This window comes from Mesorhizobium sp. Ca11, assembly GCF_020165275.1.
Classification (GTDB): Bacteria; Pseudomonadota; Alphaproteobacteria; order Rhizobiales; family Rhizobiaceae; genus Mesorhizobium.
Genome location: NZ_JAIUHU010000008.1, coordinates 161672 through 178282, shown reverse-complemented (window position 1 = coordinate 178282; position 16611 = coordinate 161672). Strand labels below are relative to the sequence as shown.

Below are 16611 nucleotides of genomic sequence, written 5' to 3'. Positions count from 1 at the left end.
CGGGCGATGGCCTTGGGAGGATGGCCCCGCTGCCGAAAAGACCCGCGGCGGCCTGGGTTTATTCCCGGCGCGTTCGCTTTTCAGCTGCCATGGCAGTGTCGGATCGGACTTCGCTCAGAAAAAGACAAACGATTACAAATGCTTGTGATAACAAATACTTGTGATGCGATTCAAACGGCGTTAGCCGGCTGCAGAAAAACAGAGCGGCGGGACAAGCCCGCCGCCTGCTTTTTTCCGGGTCGGATCAGTGGTTGCCGAACAGGTTGTGATCGGTGCCCTGCACCACCGGCCTTCGGACATCCGCGTCCGACTTCGCGATCGAGGTCGTCACAGTCCGGTCGATGGTGACAGCCGGCTGTTTGGCATTGGCCGCTCCGTAATTGTCCGAGCTGGCGAAAGCGGCGCTAGTGGCAACAAGCAGGGCGGCGGCGGTAAGAGCGATCTTGGTCATATGAGTTACTCCAGATTTGAAGGTTGTTGGTTCAAGCGGGTTAGGAGGCGCGCCGGTTAGCGGCCCCAGATGCCTTGGCCCGACTGCGGCTGGTTCTGATCAGGCGTGATGTGGAACTCGCGCTGCTCGAACTTGTCGAGCTTGCGGATCGAACCGGTGACGGTGTTGTCGACGTTGCCCGCAGGGGCCGTTACGGCCGGCTGGTTGACGTTGTCGGAACCGTAGTGGTCGCTGCCAGCGAAAGCGCTGCCCGTGGCAATGAGGAAAGCAGCGGCGGCAAAAGCAATCTTGTTCATTTCAGATACTCCAGATTTCAAAAGTCGTGTCCGTCTAGTGGCGTGCCGTAATGGAAATTCGCGTCGCTCGGACCACCCCGAAATGGGTCGGCCCTGTTGCCATTTCCAATCACGAAAAATTGTGAACCGAACCGTTCGGTTCGATCTTGAAATTGAGTGAACGACTGAGCGCCACATTCTTGTTATTTAATATCAATCGGTTACGGGGATCGTCGCGCGATGCGGCACATAGATAACAGGTGCCGGTGTTCACCCCAGCTATACGAACCGTCAACATTAATTGAACCGAACGGTTCGGTTCTGTCACTTGCACGACCGAACAGGTGGCTCGGCAGGCACCATGACCGGGGTGGCGGTCGCCGAGAAACCACGTTTGCCTTGCGCGCGGATCGATACTATCGGTTGCCTCGGGAACCAATTTGGACGCCGCCTGCCGCGCTTTGGCGAAGGTCGACGCCGTTGGGAGGAACAGCGACGAACGATGCGGCTGCTGCTTGTCGAGGACAATCGCGAACTGGCCGATTGGCTGAGCAAGACGCTGCGCCAGGCGAGCTATGTCGTCGACGTCGTGCATGACGGCGAGGATGTCGAGCATGCTTTAGCCGCCGGGGATCACGCTTTGATCATCCTCGACCTTGCCCTGCCCCGCATGGGCGGCATGGAGGTGCTGAAAAGGCTGCGCGCACGCGGCAACCCGGTGCCGGTTATCGTGCTTACCGCCAATGCCAGCCTCGACGGCCGGGTCAAGGGCCTCAACGAAGGTGCCGACGATTATCTGGCGAAACCATTTCAGATCGAGGAGCTGGAAGCGCGCATCCGCGTGCAGCTGCGCCGTGCCAACGACCGCACCGCGCCGGTCGTTTCCTGCGGCGATCTCACCTTCGACACCAACACCAGGCTGTTCTCGCTTGCCGGCGCGACGCTGTCGCTGACGCCGCGCGAGCACGCGGTGTTGGAACAGCTCGTCGTCAAGGCCGGTCGCACGGTGAGCAAGGCGGCGCTCTCGACCGCGATCTACGACTTCGACACCGACGCCGACCCCAGCGCCATCGAGATCTATGTGCACAGGCTGCGCAAGAAGCTCGAGGGATCGCGCGTCCAGATCGCCACCTTGCGCGGCCTGGGCTATCTGTTGCGCCACGACGATCCGGCGCCATGAAAATCGACAGGCTCCGGTTCGGCAGCCTTCGCCTGCAGTTGCTGGCCTGGGTGGTGCTGCCGCTGGCTGGGCTCGCCGCTATCAATCTGTGGACCAGCCAGCGCAACGCGCTGGCGACGGCGGACCTCGTCACCGATCGCATGCTGGTCGGCTCGGCACGCGCCATCGCCGAGCAGGTGGCGATGGCCGACGGCGCGCTCGACGCCACCGTGCCGCCGGCGGCGATCGAGATGTTCGACACCGGCGACCGCGACAGCGTCTATTATCGCGTCGAGACCGCCGGCGGGCGGCTGCTGAGCGGCTATCCGGACCTGCCCGAGGCGCCGGATCGCGGCAGCGTCGAGGCCACCTACCGCGATCACCCGCTGCGCCTGGCAACGCTCAGCCATGCCGTGATCGGCGCCGGCAGCGATTCGCCGATCAAGGTCACGGTCGGCGTCACGCTCGCCGGACATGACGCCATGGTCAAGCGCCTGTGGCTCAGCGCCTTCGCCCAGCAGCTTGCCTTGGTGGCCATTGCCGGCGTGTTCGTGCTGCTTGGCCTGCGCCGCGGCCTGGCGCCGCTGATCCGGCTGCGCGATGCCGTGCGCTCGCGAAGCCGCAGCGATCTCGATCCGGTCGAGGTCCCGGGCGCGCAGAGCGAGATCCGGCCGCTGATCGAGGCGCTCAATGCCTATATGGAGCGCGTGCGGGCGCAAATGGCGGCGCAGCGACGCTTCATCGCCAATGCCGCGCACCAGTTGCGCACGCCGCTGGCGCTCTTGTCGACGCAGGCAAGCTATGCCTTGCGGGAAACCGTGTCCGATCGGCGCCAGGAGGCGCTGGTCGCGTTGCAAGCGAGTTCCGGCAGGCTGGCGCGGCTCGCTGAACAATTGCTCACGCTTTCGCGCGCCGAGCCCGGCAGCCGGCGGCCACGCGCCGACCGCATCGACCTCACCGAAGCTGCCCGCCATGTGCTGGAAGCGCAGGCGCCGGTGGCGATCAAGCGCGACATCGACCTCGGCCTCGAGGAGAACGGACCGGTGGCGGTGATCGGCGACGGCACGATGCTGCGCGAGATGATCGTCAATCTGGTCGACAACGCGCTGCGCTACACGCCGGCTGGCGGCGCGGTGACTGTCAGGCTGGCGATGGTCGATCGCGAGGGCGTGCTGACGGTCGCCGACACCGGCCCCGGCATTCCGGCCGAGGAACGGGAGCATGTCTTCGAACGCTTCTACCGCCTCGCCGGCTCGGCAGAGGAAGGCAGCGGGCTCGGCCTGGCGATCGTGCGCGAGGTGGTCGAGAATGCCGGCGGCAGCGTCACTCTGGGCGACGCCGCCGCGGGCGGGCTCAAAGTCGAGGTCCGGCTGCCGCTGGCCTAAGGCCTACCTCAATGCTCGGACTCTTCGTCCGGCAATTCGAGCGTACGACCCGAATAAAGAATCCGGAGGATGACCACTTTGTCATCCACGATTTCGAACGCGATCGTTGCGCGTCGGCGCCATCCTACCGTGCGCAAACCCGGTGCGATTTCGTCATGACGCGTGCCCCGCTCCGGAAAAGTTTCAAAGTCGAGACAATAGTCGACAATGCGCCCGACAAAACGCAAAGCGGTTGCCACGCCAGCCTTTGGCGCGAGCTCGGTCAGCAACTCGGCAATGTCCCGCTCGGCGGCAGCATGGAACCTGACCTGATATTTCATGCACCGGAGCGCGGTTTGGCGGCGACCGCGTTGATGTGCTCAGAGAGATTGCGGCGCAGCTGCTCGGCCGTCAAAAGCTTCTCAGGATGGGCGCGCGCATCCTGCATCGTCGGCACAACTGCCTCGCGCAGCCAGCGTTCAATCGCCGCGTCACGGGCGGCCAACGTACGCAGGCCATCACGGATGACTTCGCTCTCGGTGGCGTATTCGCCCGAGGCAACCTTATTTTTCACCATCTGCGCCATCTCGAGCGGCAGTGTGATCGTCAGGGGCTGGGAGTTTCGCATGGCTCGTCTCCTCGATGCCCCTCAGTATAGCACAAGGCGCATGACTTTGTCATACACTGGGTGAAGCCGCACACCAGACATGATGGTGTGCGGTGATCGCTCAGGTCCCCTGCTCGTTGAACGGCGCCGGGCGCCACTTTACCACATAGTTCTCGAAGCGGGTGATGATGAACTCCACCACCAGCGCCATCACCGCCAGGATGATCATGGCGGCGAAGACGCCATTGGCGTTGAAGGCGCCCTGTGCGGTGGAGATCAAAAGGCCCATGCCCTGCTTGGCGCCGAGGAACTCGCCGACGACGGCGCCGACCAGCGCAAAGCCGAACGAGACATGCAGGCTGGCGAGGATCCAGCTCATCGCCGAAGGGATGATGACCGAGCGGGTGATCTGGAACGGCGAGGCGCCGAGGATCTGGGCGTTGGCGATCATCGCCCTGTCGGCCTCGCGCACGCCCTGGAAGGCATTGGCGAAGACGACGAAGAACACCATGACGACGGCCAGCGCCACTTTGGAAGCCATGCCCAACCCGAGCGCGATGATGAACACCGAGCCGAGCACCACGCGCGGCACGGAGTTCGCGATCTTGATGTAGATCGAGAACACATCGGCCAGCAGCTTGTTGCGACCAAGGATGATGCCCGCCACGATGCCGCCGACGGCGCCGATAGCGAAGCCGAGGAAGGTTTCCTCCAGCGTCACATAGATCTGCAGCCAGAGCGGCCCCTGCGAGGTGCCCTCGGTGATCCAGGACCAGATCTGTTCCCAGATGCCCGACGGGCTGGAGAAGAAGAACGGGTCGATGATGTTGTAGTCGGCGCAGAGTTCCCAAAGGCCTAGGAAGACGACGAGGATCGCGAGGCGCAGGCCGATGACCAGAGCATGGCGTTTGCGCAGCCGTGCCCTCGCCTGCGCTTCCGCGGCGACGATCGAGGTGGCGCGGGCGGCGGCCTGATCGGTTGGAGAGATGGCGGTCATGGCAAGTCTCCTTTCAATGGCTCGCCTGCAAGCCACGGCTTTGGCCGAGCTGCACTTCCTCACGCAGATCGTTCCAGATCACCTTGGCAATCTCGATGAATTTCGGGTCGTAGCGAATGTCGGACATGACGCGCGGGCGCGGCAGGTCGATGCGGTAGACGCTCTTCACCGTGCCCGGGCCTGCGGTGAGCACATAGACCTTGTCGGCCAGCGCTACCGCTTCCTCGAGATCATGCGTGACGAAGACGACGGATGATTTCAGCCCTGACCAGAGGTCCAGCAATTCGTCCTGCATTGCCGTGCGGGTTTGCATGTCGAGCGCGCTGAAGGGCTCGTCCATCAACAGGATCTTGGGCTGGTTGATGAAGGTCTGGGCAAGCGCCGCGCGCTTGCGCATGCCGCCCGAAAGCTGGTGCGGATAGTGCTTCTCGAACCGCGAAAGGCCGACCCGGCCGATCCAGTCGCGCGCCTTCTCATAGGCTTCTTTCTTCGGCGTGCCGCGGAAGAGCGGACCGGCGGCGACATTGTCGAGGACGCTGCGCCACGGAAACAGCGCGTCGGCCTGGAAGACGAATCCGATGTCCCGGCTGATGTCGGTGACCGGATTGCCCATGACCCGGACATTGCCGGTGGTCGGACGCAACAGGCCGGTGACGAGGTTGAGCGTCGTCGACTTGCCGCAGCCGGTCGGGCCGACGACGCAGGCGAACTCGCCGCGCGCCACCGTCATGGTGAAATCGCGGATCGCCGTCATCATGTGGCCGTCGGGCGTGACGAAGCGCAGCGTCACATCGTCGATGGCTATCGCGGCGTCAACCGGCGGCGCGGCGGGAGACAGTTTCTCCGCCGCCATGGTCTGCGATTGCATGGCACACTCCTGTTGTGGTGGCGCGGGGATGGCGCGATCCGGGCCCGCGGGCCCTGCTCGCCGGCATCCGGAAACACGGCCGCCGAATTGATCAGTCGGCCGACGCAAGCTCTTGCTTTCAAGGGCGGACGGGGTCCGTCCGCCCTCGCCTGCCGGCGCCTACTTCGCCGCGTCGACGAACTCTGTCGTGTAGGTCTTCGATAGGTCGATCTGCTTGCCCTGCAGGCTCTTCGAGAAGGTCGACAGAACCTTCAGCACGGTCTGCGGTCCATCGGCCGGCATGCGGCCATCCGGCGTGAACATCGCCTTGCCGCCTGCCAGGCCCTGAACATAGAGGTCCTTGCTGCCGGCATAATAGTCCTTCGGCATCTTGTCGGCGATCTCCTCGGCCGAATGGCCGGCGATGAACTTCATCGTCTTGACGAAGGCGTTGGCGAGCTTCTGCGCCTCGTCCTTGTGACCTTCGAGCCAGCTCGACTGGACGTAGAACGAGGCAGCCGGGTAGTCGCCGCCGAGCGCCGCCTTGGTCTTTTCGGGCGTGCGCATGTCGACCAGGACCTTGGCCTCGCCGGTCTGGAGCAGCTTAGCGATGGTCGGCTCGGTGGTCATGCCGGCCTGGATCTGGTCCTGCTTGACGGCGGCGATGAAAGTGTTGCCGGCGCCGACGGGAAGCAGCGTGTAGTCGCCCGGCTTCAGGCCGCTGCGAACCGCGAGATACTGTGTCAGGAAATCGGTCGAGGAGCCGAGGCCGGTGACGCCGAGCGTCGCGCCCTTGAAGTCGGCCGGCGACTTGATTTCCGGGTGCTTGGCCGAGACCAGCTCGACCTCGCCCGGCGCCTGGCTGAACTGCACGATCGACTGGATGTACTTGCCCTTCGACTGCAGATCGACGGTGTGGTCGTAGAAGCCGACGACGCCCTGCACGGCACCGGCCAGCAATTCGTTCTCGGCCTCGACGCCCGCGCGGGAGTTCACCAACTCCACGTCCAGCCCCTCGTCCTTGAAGTAGCCGAGCTGCTGGGTGAGCACGGCCGGCAGATAGATCTGCTTTTCCATGCCGCCGACGATGATGGTGATCTTGTCGGCTGCCGATGCCGTCGATGCGCCAGCGCCAATCATGGCAAGCGTCAGCGCCACTGAACGCAGGGCGCGTTTAGAGATGAAACGGGTCACTAGTCTTCCTCCACTGGGCGGCGCGCCGCGCCGCATTCCTCCTGTCGGCCGCTCCCAGGCCGTTCATGTGGCGACCGCCACAAAACTGTCATGGCATGGCCAAGCTTTCAGCTGGCTTTCAGCCGATTTAGAGGCCGCGGAATGGAGTCCGGCGGGGTTTCCGGTCACGAGGCAGTGAAGCCCAGCACATCGCGCATGTCGTATTCGCCGGGCGGCCGTCCGGCGAGCCAGAGCGCAGCCGCGATGGCGCCGCGGGCGAACATCGAGCGGTCGCCGGCGGCATGCGAAAGCGTGAGCCTCTCGCCGTCGCTCAGGTAGCTGACGCTGTGCTCGCCGACGATGCTGCCGCCGCGCATAACGGCAAAGCCGATCTCACCGGCATTGCGCGGACCAACGAGGCCATCGCGGGCGCGTCTCGCCACATCGTCCAGCACGACGCCACGTCCTCGCGCGGCCGCCTCGCCCAGCATCAGCGCCGTGCCCGACGGCGCATCGACCTTCATGCGATGATGCGCTTCAAAAATTTCGATGTCGCAGTCGTCGGCGGCAAGCGCCCTTGCCGCCTGCTCGGCCAGGCCGGTCAGCATGTTGAGCCCGAGCGAGTAGCTGCCGGAGCGCATGATGGCGACTTTCTTCGCGGCGTCGGCAATCGCCGCCAGTTCCGAGGCGCTGAAGCCGGTCGAACCGATGACCAGCGCCGGACCGCCGCGCGCCGCGCAGGCCTTGGCCAGTTCGGCGGAAGCTGCGGGCGTGGTGAAGTCGACGACCACATCGGCAAGCGCCAGCGCTTCATCGCGCTCGACCAGCCCCTCGCCCATGCTGCCCGGTCGATGGAAGCGCGCTACGAGCTGCAGCCGCGGATCGGCCGCGACGGCTTCCGCCATCTGCCGGCCCATGCGGCCGAGCGCGCCGGCGATGGCTATCCTGAGCGGCTGCGGCATGGCGATCCTGTCGAAAACTGAGTCGGAACAATCCTCTAGCATGCCGCCTTGGCAAATTGATTCAAACGATTGCAGGCCACGGCAAACGGGGCGAGACGAGAGCGAACTGTACACGAATGTGAAGGCGGCCGCGGACGAGATCAAGACGCTGGACGCGCAGGCGGCGAAGTAGCAAGGCTACGGGCCGCGACGGCGCTATTGCGCCTTCTCAACATGATCGAGGATCGCGCGATAGCGCCCGCATATGGCGGCATCCTGGTAGAAATCCACTTCGGTATCGATGATCTGGTCGAGGCTTAGTCCGCGATAATGCGCCTTTACCTTTGCCAGGACCTCTTGCGCTTGCCTGATTTCGCCGAGTTCGGAATGGCAGATGACAAGACGGATGAGCGACCACGGTGTTACAGTCGCCATTTTCGCGTAGCAGACGACTGCCTCGCGATATCGTCCGGCCGTCGTCAGAAGGACGCCACGGAAGTCGTCATACCATCCCACGGCGTATGGGTCGCGGCGCTGGGCTTCGGCTATCTCATCAAGCCCCTTCTCCGGCCTGCCCGTGTGATTGAGGAAAATAGCGCGGATACTAAGAATGAATGGATCGTTCGGATTGAGCGCGACGGCCCGGTCAAGGCTGAATTCAGCCTGTTTGAACTGGCGCAGGTACAAGTGAGCGAAGCCGGTGGCGAGATGCCCATAGGCCTCGTCGGGATCAAGGTCCAACGCCGCTCTTGCGATCGCCAGTCCGGAATGCAAATGGCTGGGATTGTTGTAGTCCCAATAGTACTTGATCGACTCCACAAAGCTGAGCATGGCGTGGGCGGCAGCAAACTGCGGATCGAGCTTTGCCGCGTGGCGCAGAAATGGTTCCGCTTGGAGCACAGTGTCATAGACCGCGGCCAGTTGCAGCGCCCGCAGATAAAACTCATAGGCCGACATGTTGTTGGTCGGGCGGCCTCTGGCGCGCGACGAAATCGCGGTTCTGGCCTGCCGAGCCAGACGCGCCGCGATCATCCGGGTGATTTCATCCTGGATGGCGAAAATGTCGTCGAGTTCCCGGTCGTAGTGTTCGCCCCAGATATGTGCCATCGACGACGCATCGGTTAGCTGCACGGCGATCCGCACCCTGTTGCCGATCTTCCGCACGCTGCCTTCGACGACGTATTGGACGCCAAGCTTGCTCGCCACCTCCGCCGGATCATGCGCCTTGCCGCGGAACTGGAAGGAGGAGTTCCGCGCGATGACCAGAAACTCCTTATACTTGCCAAGCTCGGCGATGATGTCCTCGGTGATGCCGTCGCTGAAATAATCCTGCTCCGGATCGCCGCTCATATTGTCGAAAGGAAGTATGGCGATGGACGGTCTGAACGACCGCGTAACATCCGCCTTAACCGCGAAGGGCCTGGGGCCTGCATATTTATAGCCGCGACCGTGCACGGTTGCGATAATCTCGGCAGACAGCAATTTTCGCAGCGCCGAAATGTGGACCTGCAGCGTATTCTCCTCCACCACCACGCCGGACCAGACCGCATCTAGAAGTTCGGTCTTGCCGATCACCTCGTCGGGTCTGTCGAGCAACATGGCGAGGATGTCGAAGGAACGCGCCGAAAGCTCCACCGGCCCTTTCGGGCCTAGCAACTGCCGTTCGGCTCGTCTCAAACGATAGTTCCCAAACTCCAAGTCCATTGGCCACCACCCTCGCGGGGAGGATAGTCCAAGATAACCCTGAAGGCGAACTTCAGGGCCGTTCGGGATTCTTCGCTTCAGGCAAATTCAGAGCCGTTCAGGTCTCTTCAGGTTCAAGCCAAGGACCTGCGTGGGAGGCAGCGCCATTGTCGCCGTTACAGGAGGACATCATGGCTGACATCCTCACCACAAGCCCGATCATAGTCCGACGCCTTAAACTGCTGCGGCGAGGCTTTCCGAGGCTCGGCGCATCGCTCAATGCCATGTCCGGTTTGGTAGGCGACGCACTCAAGATGGCTTACGTGGATCCCTACGCCAGCCATGGGCGCCAATCGCAGGTCGTCCCGGACGATGATCTCGAAGGCCGAGATCCCACCTGGTGAGCCGCCAAGCGATGGCAGACCGCGAAGTGGGTCAAAGCGCCCTGAGCCACACCTTGTTGTCATGGACGGCGGCGCCGCCATAGGGCGCGGGCGCATCGGCACCGGTCAGCACATTGATGCCTTCGCCGCGCTCATGCGCGCTGTTCGGCCAGATGCCTTCGGCGACCACCACGCCGCGCTTCACGCCGTCGAAGAATTTTGCGTGCAGCACCACGTCGCCGCGCCGGTTGCCCACTTCGACGCGGCCGCCATCCTCGATGCCGAGCGCCGCGGCATCTTCGGGATGGAGCAACAATTCGGGCCGGCGTTCCCTGGCCTTCGACACTGGCGTCTCGGCAAAAGTCGAGTTCAAAAAATTGCGCGCCGGCGAGGTCGCCAGCCGGAACGGATGCTCCTCGTCCGCGACCTCGATCAGCTCGACATGATCGGGGAATTCCGGCAGCCGTCCCACCGGGCCGAACAGACCCATGCTTTTCGGCGGCCGGTTGGGCGCCGACTGCCCGGTCCAGTTGGGCCGGAAGTGGAATTTCTTGTCGGCATGGCCGAAGCCGTTGATGAAATGCGCGTCGTCGAAGCCGGGCTGCAGGTCGACCCACTTCTCAGCCTTCAGGCTGTCGAAGCTGCCGAGCCCGCGCTTGCCGAGGATGATGTCGATATGCTCGCGCTCGGTCAGGCCGAAGCCCGGACGGTCGCCGACGCCGAGGCGCTTAGCGAGCTCCTCATTGACATAGTGGTTGGTTCGCGGCCCCTCCGGCGGCTCGATCAGCTTGGGGCCCAACGTGATGTGCTGGTTGCCGCCGCCCTTATAGATGTCGTCATGCTCCAGAAACATCGTCGCTGGCAGCACGACGTCGGCGAGCTTGGCCGTGTCGGTCATGAACTGCTCATGCACGCAGGTGAACAGATCCTCGCGCAGAAAACCCTTTCTCACCAGCCGCTGCTCCGGGGCGACATTGGCCGGATTGGTGTTCTGGATCAGCATCGCCGTCACCGGGGGACCGCCATAGAGCGCGTCGGCCGCGCCCGTCAGCACCGGGCCGATGCGCGAATGGTCGAGATAGCGCACCTTCGGGTCGCGCATCGCGGTGCCTTCCAGCACGTCCTGGTTCAGCTGGAAGATGCCGGAGTTGGAGTGGAAGGCGCCGCCGCCCTCATACTGCCAGGCGCCAGTGACGGCGGCGATGCAGGAGACGGCATGCATGTTGACGGAGCCGTTGCGCTGGCGGGCAAAGCCGTAGCCGAGGCGGAAGTAGGTCTTCTTGGTCTTGCCGACGAGATGGGCGAATGCCTCGATCTCGGCGACGGATAGCCCGGTTATGGCGGCCGCCCATTCGGGTGTGCGGACGCGCAAGTGTTCTTCCAGCCCACGCGGATCATCGGTGTATTTCTCGAGATAGGCGCGGTCGGCCAGCCCGTCGCGGAACAGCACGTGCATGACCGCGCAGGCGAGCGCGCCGTCGGTGCCGGGCTTCAGCACCAGGCCGAGATCGGCCTGCTTCATCGTGGCGTTGTCGTAGATGTCGATGACGACGATCTTGGCCCCACGCTCCTTGCGCGCCCTGGTCGCATGGGTCATCACGTTGACTTGGGTGACCACGGCATTGGTGCCCCAGATCACCACGCAGTCGGATTTGGCCATCTCGCGCGGATCGGGACCGCGCAGCGCGCCCGCGCCCATCATCCAGCCAGTCCAGGCGAGATTGGTGCAGATCGAGCCAAAGAAGCCCGAGTATTTCTTGGCGTGGCGCAGCCGCTGGATGCCGTCACGCTGCACCAGCCCCATCGTGCCAGCGTAGAAATAAGGCCAGACCGTCTCCGAGCCGTATTTCGCTTCGGCTGCGATGAATTTTTCCGCCACAAGGTCGAGGGCTGCTTCCCAGCTGGCTTCCTTCCAGGCGCCCTCGCCCTTGGCCCCGGCGCGCACCAGCGGTTTCAGCAGCCGGTCGGGATGGTGGACGCGGTCGGCATAGCGCGCGACCTTGGCGCAGACGACACCCGCCGTATAGCTGTTCGCCTTGGCGCCGTGGACGCGGCCGATGCGGTTGTCATCGAGCAGCTCGACTTCGAGGGCGCAGGTGGAGGGGCAATCATGCGGGCAGGCCGAATGGCCGATCCGGAGCTTGGCGTGCTGGTTCATGCGGGGTGTGTAGCGGGTTTTAGGGACGAGGTGTAGGGCCAGATGGGCTCCCCCTTCTCCCCTTGCGGGAGAAGGTGGATCGGCGCGTAGCGCCGAGACGGATGAGGGGTGTTGGAAGAAATGAGGCGGTTGTCTTGCAAGGCAACTGCCAAGCTGGAATCAAACCTAATGTCGGCTACTCAGTGATGTTTTTATACAGCGCGCTATAAGCGCCGCATTTCGGGCAGCGCATGTGCCGCTCGATATGATCTTCGCCTGCCTTGGTGTCGAAAACTTTGAGGTCCGCTTCGCCACATTCCGGGCATTTGACACTTGCGTTCGAGTCGACCGCCAGAAGGCTGCCTGCATTGATCCACAATTTTCTGGACATCGACGTTTCCCGCACCGCTTTACCCAATTCCCAGCGTCTCACTCCGCTGGAACACCCCTCATCCGTCTCGGCGCTGCGCGCCGATCCACCTTCTCCCACAAGGGGAGAAGGGGAACCGCGCTACTCCGCGATCCCTTCCTCATACTCCGCCGACATCGTCAGCCATTTGTCCTCGTTTTGCGCCAGCGTCTGTGCCAGTTGCGAGCGCTCCTTGGCGAGCTGCGTCGCGGTCGAGGGGTCCTTTTCGTAGACCGCCGGATTGGCAAGCTCGTCCTCGATCAGGTCGATGCGCCTGCGGATGCGGTCCATGAGCGCCTCGGTGGCGCGGATTTCCTTGGCTAAAGGCTCCAGTGCCGCACGGCGCTGGGCCGCCTCGCGGCGGCGATCGGCCTTGGACGCCTTGTCCGCCTCCTTCTGCTCACGGCGGTTGGCGGAAACGCCGGTGACCAGCGTCTTATAATCCTCGAGGTCACCGTCATAGGGATTGACCGCGCCGTCCTTGACCAGCCACAGCCGGTCGGCCGTCGCCTCGAGCAGATGCCGATCGTGCGAGATCAGGATCACGGCGCCCGGAAAATCGTTCAGTGCATGGATCAGCGATTCACGGCTGTCGATGTCGAGGTGATTGGTGGGCTCGTCGAGGATGAACAGGTTCGGCCCCTCGAAGGCCGACAACCCCATCAAAAGCCGCGCCTTCTCGCCGCCGGACAGATCCTTGGCTGCGGTGTTCATCTTCTCGGTGGTAAGCCCAAACTGGGCGACACGGCCGCGCACCTTCGATTCCGGCGCCTCCGGCATCAGCCTGCGAACATGCTCGTAGGCGTTTTCCTCAGGCCTGAGATCGTCGAGCTGGTGCTGGGCAAAGATCGCCACCTTCAGCCCAGGCGCTACCGTCATCGTGCCGGCCTCCTGCTTCAGCCGGCCGGACAGAAGTTTGGCGAAGGTCGACTTGCCGTTGCCGTTGGCGCCGAGCAGCGCGATGCGGTCATCGGCATCGATGCGCAAGGTCATCTTCTTCAGGATCGGCTCACCGGGCGTATAACCGACACTGACGTTGTTGAGCGCAACGATCGGCGATGCCACCGTCTTCACCGGCTCCGGAAACGAGAATGGCCGCACCGTGTCGTTCACGATCGCCGCGATCGGCTTCATCTTTTCCAGCGCCTTGATGCGCGACTGCGCCTGCCTGGCCTTGGAGGCCTTGGCGCGAAAACGCTCGACGAAGGATTCCATATGCTTGCGGGCGGCTTCCTGCTTGATGCGACCCTTTTCCTGCTGTTCCTTTTGCTCGGTGTACTGGCGCTCGAACTGGTCGTAGCCGCCGCGCCAGAAGGTCAGCTTCTTCTGATCGAGGTGGACGATGGAATTGACGGCGCGATTGAGCAGGTCACGGTCGTGGGAGATCAGCAGAACCGTGTGCGGATATTTCGAGACGTAATTCTCGAGCCAGAGCGTGCCTTCGAGGTCGAGATAGTTGGTCGGCTCGTCGAGCAGCAGAAGGTCAGGCTCGGAAAACAGCACTGCGGCCAAAGCCACGCGCATGCGCCAACCGCCCGAGAAGGAGGAAGCCGGGCGGCGCTGCGCCGCGTCGTCGAAGCCGAGGCCGGCAAGGATGGTGGCCGCGCGGGACTCGGCCGAGTGGGCGTCGATGTCGGCCAGCCGCATGTGGATGTCGGCAATACGGTGCGCGTCGGTCGCCGTCTTTTCCTCTTCGAGCAGCGCGGTGCGCTCAATATCGGCCTTGAGCACGATGTCGATCAGCGGCTCCTCGGTGCCGGGGGCTTCCTGCGCCACCTGGCCGATGCGGATGCTTTTCGGCAGGCTGATCGAACCGGTTTCCGAAGGGAAATCGCCGGTGATCGCCTTGAACAGCGTCGTCTTGCCGGTGCCGTTGCGGCCGACAAGGCCGGCCTTTGTGCCGGCCGGCAGCGTCAATGAAGCATGATCGAGAAGCAGCCGCCCCGCCATGCGCAGCGTAAGGTCGTTGATGATAAGCATGGCCGGCTTTTGCACGGGAGATCGGCGCTTCGCAAGAGCCAGGGCCCGGGATGAGACCCGCGCTCGCTGTGTTTGGCCGTTCAGCAAAAAACTCGAAGGACTGGAACCAGTTGCCGGCCGAAGCGTTTGGACGCCCGTGATCCGCTATCTCGCCCTGGCTTTCATCTTCTTCCAGGTCGCCACGACAACCGCGCTGGCGACGCAGGTGGTTCTGTTCGAAGACGAGACCGCTCACATTGCTCTCGCCGCTGAACCCGCGAGCGGGCTGCAGGGCCAACCAATCTCGCCCCAAGCGGCCAAGATTGCGAACCGGCTGGAGACGCGGGAGCCGAAACACCTGTTGATCCAAATCGATTCCGGAAAAGCATCCTAGGCTTCGCCTTATGATTGACGAAGAGGCTGGCGGACACGCCCTTCTATCCTGCCGGCCTGCCGGAATGTCTCCCCTCAAGGAAGGATTGTTCGTTCCTCTGCTTTCGCCCGGTCACACTTTGCTTGCCACGTCACAGGTTTGGCGTTGATCGCCGCGGTCGTCTCAACCTATGCTGGCGCGAGCGGCGGGTTCGGCTCAAGCAGAGGACAGATCAGATGTCAGCCAAGACCTCTCTCCTTTCGGCCTCGCTGGCGGTCGCGATTTTCGCAGTCGTCGCCGGGCTGACCATGCTTTCCACCACTCCCGCCGCCCGTGCGGCAACCATCGACTGCGCGGCAGCGAAGACGCAGGCCGACCTTGCGACCTGCACGGCCGCGAATGCCGCTTCGGCGGACGCGGGGCTCAATGCAGTCTACAAGGAGCTGGCGGGACGTCTGGCTCCCGCCGACCTGAAGCGCCTGCGCGAGGCGCAGCGCGCCTGGATCCCGTTCCGCGACAAGGAATGCGCCTTCCGCACCGAGCCCTATGCCGATGGCTCCGCGCATTCGAGCCTGATCGAGTCCTGCAAGGCGGAGTTGACCAAGGTGCGGCTGGCGCAGTTGCAGCACCAGTTGCAATGTCCCGAAGGCGACCTCTCCTGCGTGCCGCAAAGCGGCGGCAGCGCCGCGCCCGCGACGGCTGGCACGGCATCTGCGAAACCCGCCCCTGCACAGGCAAGCCGGAACGACACGCGGCCATGCGTGCAATCCGCGGGAAAGGCGAAGTCGGACGAGTATGTCTCGCAATGCGTCCAGGTGTCGCCGGCGACCCATCCGCCCTGCAACGGGCAGAATGCATGCAGCATGATGATCGACGAGATCAAGCGCGGCTGCGCCATGATCGGCAACGACAACCCGCCCGCCTTTTGTTCTGCCTACAAGAACTAAGCCGCACCCGACGTCGCTCCTGACTGCCACGGCGATCAACATTCCCGGAGAAAGATCAACCCGTCGCAAGCAGACAACCGCAAGTTTGCCTCGTGCTCAATATTGATGCAGCAAGCGACGATACCACCAAAAAGGCAGCGAAATCTTCTGACCCAAGCATGATGCTTATCAAAAATTGATTTCAGTTTTTATCGCAAACCTGCGACCTTGCCGATGCGCCGTGAGTCGTGAGTTGGCGCCAACGATAACTTGATCCAAGAAAACTTGGCTCTGGCATTCAGGAGCTCACGATGGGCGCGGCGATCAACGATCCACGCACGTTGCGATATGTCGCGGAAATCACGCGCAAGCTGGCGAAGATGCTCTCGCGCACGCGCTACAACATGCTCGTCTACCTTCTTGAGATGACGGCGGTCGAGGCGGAGAGCCTGGCCAACGAGCAGGACCCCAAGCAGGTCCGGCCGGCGGAGCCGCCTCAGGTCCTCGGCTGAGCGCTCGCCATAAGGCGGTCCAGAGCGTTTCACCGTTTCGAGGAAACGGTAAATCGCTCCATCTCCCTGTTTTGACGCAGTTCCGGGCGGAAAGGCTACGCCGAAGTCGCCGAGCCTAACCGCTCACACTTTTCCTGGAATTGCTCAAGGACGGCGAGACATTGCAGCCTGTGCGCCTCGATTACCGGCGGAGCGTCGCATTCGATGATGGCGCGCTCGAACCGGTCGAGCGCGTCCAGCGCCGCAAGCAGGTCGCCGGACGGACTGCCCAGCGAAAACAGGATGCGCCGCGCCTTGACGCCGTGAGCCGCACTCACTGAGCACTGCGCGGCGACCCCGCGGCGCAACGCGGCAAGGTCGGCCAGATGGTCGCGCAATGGCCATGGCGCGACATCATCCGCTGCGGGCAACATGC

The 16611-nt window shown here is 63.4% G+C and carries 19 protein-coding genes; 6 read left to right on the top strand and 13 right to left on the bottom strand.

Features of this window, described 5'->3' with window-relative positions:
- Nucleotides 1-244: 244 nt before the first annotated feature.
- Together LB538_RS16510 and LB538_RS16505 are read right to left on the bottom strand one after the other, a co-directional pair.
- A complete protein-coding gene (locus LB538_RS16510; RefSeq protein ID WP_224524877.1) occupies nucleotides 245-451 on the bottom strand; it encodes a DUF680 domain-containing protein in 207 nt (68 codons plus the stop codon).
- 56 nt (nucleotides 452-507) lie between these two features.
- A complete protein-coding gene (locus LB538_RS16505) occupies nucleotides 508-747 on the bottom strand; it encodes a DUF680 domain-containing protein (RefSeq protein WP_095767085.1) in 240 nt (79 codons plus the stop codon).
- 481 nt (nucleotides 748-1228) lie between these two features.
- On the opposite strand from LB538_RS16505, the gene LB538_RS16500 reads away from it, so the two are divergent.
- Nucleotides 1229-1906 (top strand): response regulator, encoded by a 678-nt coding sequence (locus LB538_RS16500; RefSeq protein ID WP_140635760.1) that lies wholly within the window; start codon nucleotides 1229-1231, stop codon nucleotides 1904-1906.
- A complete protein-coding gene (locus LB538_RS16495; protein ID WP_095767083.1) occupies nucleotides 1903-3270 on the top strand; it encodes a sensor histidine kinase in 1368 nt (455 codons plus the stop codon). The genes LB538_RS16500 and LB538_RS16495 overlap by 4 nt, the downstream gene beginning before the upstream one ends.
- An 8-nt stretch (nucleotides 3271-3278) precedes the next feature.
- Here LB538_RS16495 and LB538_RS16490 read toward each other — a convergent pair whose 3' ends face one another.
- The 7 genes from LB538_RS16490 to LB538_RS16460 form a co-directional block, all read right to left on the bottom strand.
- Nucleotides 3279-3590: a type II toxin-antitoxin system RelE/ParE family toxin gene (locus LB538_RS16490; RefSeq protein WP_224524880.1), complete on the bottom strand. Its 312-nt coding sequence runs from the start codon at nucleotides 3588-3590 to the stop codon at nucleotides 3279-3281.
- Entirely contained in the window at nucleotides 3587-3877 is a 291-nt protein-coding gene (locus LB538_RS16485) for a type II toxin-antitoxin system ParD family antitoxin (RefSeq protein WP_224524883.1), read from the bottom strand. Before LB538_RS16485 ends, LB538_RS16490 begins: the two co-directional genes overlap by 4 nt.
- A 100-nt stretch (nucleotides 3878-3977) precedes the next feature.
- Nucleotides 3978-4853 (bottom strand): ABC transporter permease, encoded by an 876-nt coding sequence (locus LB538_RS16480; RefSeq protein ID WP_095767080.1) that lies wholly within the window; start codon nucleotides 4851-4853, stop codon nucleotides 3978-3980.
- Nucleotides 4854-4866: 13 nt separating this feature from the next.
- Nucleotides 4867-5721, bottom strand: a complete 855-nt coding sequence (locus LB538_RS16475; protein WP_224524886.1) for an ABC transporter ATP-binding protein — start codon at nucleotides 5719-5721, stop codon at nucleotides 4867-4869.
- A 159-nt stretch (nucleotides 5722-5880) separates the two neighbouring features.
- Nucleotides 5881-6840, bottom strand: coding sequence for an ABC transporter substrate-binding protein (locus LB538_RS16470; RefSeq protein ID WP_224525199.1), 960 nt, complete (start codon nucleotides 6838-6840; stop codon nucleotides 5881-5883).
- 218 nt (nucleotides 6841-7058) lie between these two features.
- Nucleotides 7059-7835, bottom strand: a complete 777-nt coding sequence (gene dapB / locus LB538_RS16465) for a 4-hydroxy-tetrahydrodipicolinate reductase (RefSeq protein ID WP_224524889.1) — start codon at nucleotides 7833-7835, stop codon at nucleotides 7059-7061.
- Nucleotides 7836-8030: 195 nt separating this feature from the next.
- Nucleotides 8031-9518, bottom strand: coding sequence for a winged helix-turn-helix domain-containing tetratricopeptide repeat protein (locus LB538_RS16460; RefSeq protein ID WP_224524891.1), 1488 nt, complete (start codon nucleotides 9516-9518; stop codon nucleotides 8031-8033).
- Between the two features lie 170 nt (nucleotides 9519-9688).
- Between LB538_RS16460 and LB538_RS16455 the strand changes: the two genes are divergently transcribed.
- The gene (locus LB538_RS16455; protein ID WP_224524894.1) at nucleotides 9689-9901 is read left to right on the top strand and encodes a hypothetical protein; all 213 of its coding nucleotides are present in this window, start codon (nucleotides 9689-9691) and stop codon (nucleotides 9899-9901) included.
- A gap of 31 nt (nucleotides 9902-9932) precedes the next feature.
- Here LB538_RS16455 and LB538_RS16450 read toward each other — a convergent pair whose 3' ends face one another.
- From LB538_RS16450 to LB538_RS16440, 3 genes are all read right to left on the bottom strand, one after another.
- The gene (locus LB538_RS16450) at nucleotides 9933-12038 is read right to left on the bottom strand and encodes a molybdopterin-dependent oxidoreductase (protein WP_224524897.1); all 2106 of its coding nucleotides are present in this window, start codon (nucleotides 12036-12038) and stop codon (nucleotides 9933-9935) included.
- Nucleotides 12039-12213: 175 nt separating this feature from the next.
- Nucleotides 12214-12408, bottom strand: a complete 195-nt coding sequence (locus LB538_RS16445) for a hypothetical protein (RefSeq protein WP_140846073.1) — start codon at nucleotides 12406-12408, stop codon at nucleotides 12214-12216.
- A 120-nt stretch (nucleotides 12409-12528) separates the two neighbouring features.
- Nucleotides 12529-14406: an ABC-F family ATP-binding cassette domain-containing protein gene (locus LB538_RS16440; protein ID WP_224524900.1), complete on the bottom strand. Its 1878-nt coding sequence runs from the start codon at nucleotides 14404-14406 to the stop codon at nucleotides 12529-12531.
- Between the two features lie 136 nt (nucleotides 14407-14542).
- Here LB538_RS16440 and LB538_RS16435 point away from each other — a divergent pair, with 136 nt between their 5' ends.
- The 3 genes from LB538_RS16435 (at nucleotide 14543) to LB538_RS16425 (ending at nucleotide 16196) form a co-directional block, all read left to right on the top strand.
- Nucleotides 14543-14779 (top strand): hypothetical protein, encoded by a 237-nt coding sequence (locus tag LB538_RS16435; RefSeq protein ID WP_140846071.1) that lies wholly within the window; start codon nucleotides 14543-14545, stop codon nucleotides 14777-14779.
- 215 nt (nucleotides 14780-14994) lie between these two features.
- Nucleotides 14995-15705, top strand: a complete 711-nt coding sequence (locus LB538_RS16430) for a lysozyme inhibitor LprI family protein (RefSeq protein ID WP_224524902.1) — start codon at nucleotides 14995-14997, stop codon at nucleotides 15703-15705.
- 290 nt (nucleotides 15706-15995) lie between these two features.
- Nucleotides 15996-16196 (top strand): hypothetical protein, encoded by a 201-nt coding sequence (locus LB538_RS16425; protein ID WP_095767070.1) that lies wholly within the window; start codon nucleotides 15996-15998, stop codon nucleotides 16194-16196.
- A 95-nt stretch (nucleotides 16197-16291) separates the two neighbouring features.
- Here LB538_RS16425 and LB538_RS16420 read toward each other — a convergent pair whose 3' ends face one another.
- Nucleotides 16292-16609: a hypothetical protein gene (locus tag LB538_RS16420; protein WP_224524905.1), complete on the bottom strand. Its 318-nt coding sequence runs from the start codon at nucleotides 16607-16609 to the stop codon at nucleotides 16292-16294.
- Between the last annotated feature and the right edge of the window lie 2 nt (nucleotides 16610-16611).